Annotated in this window: 1 protein-coding gene; it reads left to right on the forward strand. The window is 77.6% G+C overall.

Annotation, left to right across the window (positions count from 1 at the left end; genetic code table 11):
- Positions 1-1,624 (forward strand): SCO7613 C-terminal domain-containing membrane protein (locus tag ACWF94_RS40020; protein WP_453500142.1); only part of this gene is annotated, 1,624 nt, incomplete at its 5' end.
- Between the last annotated feature and the right edge of the window lie 97 nt (positions 1,625-1,721).

Here is a 1,721-nt window from a genome sequence, read left to right on the forward strand (position 1 = left end):
GCTCCGTACGGTCGTGCCGGCCGGCTGGGCGGTGCCGGGGTATGTGCTGTGCGCGGTGGCGCTGCTCGCGCTCGTTCCCGTGCTGCGGGCGCGGCCGGGCGTACCGCGTCCGCTGCCGGCGGGTCTTTCGCTGGCGTCGGGGGCGGTCCAGGCCCTGGCGCTGTTCTCCGCGCTGCCGCTGCTGGTCCTCACCCTGACCGGCCCGTTGTCGCTGGTGAGCGGGGTCTGGGCCGGACCTCCGGGGGACCCGTACGGCACGCTGGGTGCGGTTGCCCTCGACAGGTATCCGACGGCCGCGCCTGTGGTGGCCCTGCTGGTGGCGGGGGTGCTGACGGTGGTGTCCCGCCGGCCGGGTGTGATCGGGGCGGGAGCCGCCGGGCCCGTGGCCACGGGCCGGGGGGACTCGGGCGGCCGGACCGGCGCGGCGGCGCCGGATGCCGCGCCTGGACCGGCGGCGCAGCGGACAGGTGGGGCCGACCCGCGCACGGACTGGAGCGCCGTCGCGGGCGGGGCCGCCCTCGCCCTCGTATGGGCGGCGCTGTTCACACTGCCGTCCACCGCCGGGTTCGGCCACGGCACCACGGTGGTGTGCCGGCTGCTGCTCACGCTGGGCGCGCTGGCACTCGCCATCCGCCCCGGGTGGGCGGCCGGGCACGCTCCGGCTGCCGGCGCGGTGGCACTCGTCTGCGGGCTTACGGGGGCGGTGAGTGTGGCGTTCCTGTCGCTGGCGACCCGCCCCGCGACCTTCACCGTGCTGGGCACCCTGACCGTGGCACTCGCCGCCGCCGCGGCCGGCTCCCGTGCCGGGGCGGCTGTCCGGGCGGTGCTCGGCTGTGGCGCCGTGGTGTTCGCGACCGGTCTGCTGGGCGCTGTCGCCGGTGCCGCGTCGCTCGCGCCCCACCAGGCCGCGCTGGTGATCCTCGCGGTACCGGCGGCCGTGGCGCTGCTCGCCGCCCGGCTGGGGAAGCGTCCGGTCGCCCTCCCCCTGGAGTGCACGGGCGGTGCGGCGGGGCTCCTCGCCATCGGCCTGGCCGTGGGGGACCGGCCGACGCTCGCGGCGGTGATCGCGCTGTGCGGGGTGATCGCGGCGGGTACCGCGGTGCGGCCCGAGCGGCGCCCGGTGGCGTATGCCGCGGTGGTGCTGTTCGTGCTGGCCGCCTGGGTGCGGCTGGCGGCCTGGGAGGTGGCCGCTCCGGAGGCGTACACCCTGCCGGTGACGGTCCCCGCCCTGGCCGTCGGCCTGCTGCGCCGCCGCCGTGACCCGGGGGCGTCGTCGTGGACGGCGTACGGCCCCGGTCTCGCCGCGACACTGGTGCCGAGCCTGATGGCGGCCTGGGGCGACGCGCACTGGCCGCGTCCGCTGCTGCTGGGGATCGCCGCGCTGGCCGTCACGCTCCTCGGCGCCCGGCTGCGGCTCATGGCGCCGCTGGTGCTCGGCGGCGGGGTACTCGCCCTGGACGCGCTGCACGAGCTGGCGCCGTATGTCGTCCAGGTCGTGGACGCGCTCCCCCGCTGGCTCCCGCCCGCGCTGGCCGGACTGGTGCTGCTGGCGGTCGGCGCGACCTATGAACAGCGGCTGCGGGACGCGCGCAGGCTGCGGGACACTCTGGGCCGGATGCGCTGAGCCGGGCGTGCCGAAGGCCCCGGAGACTGGTGGAAGTCTCCGGGGCCTTCGGTCCGGGTGGGCGATACTGGGTTCGAACCAGTGACCTCTTCGGTGT

Source organism: Streptomyces sp. NPDC055078 (genome assembly GCF_053607985.1).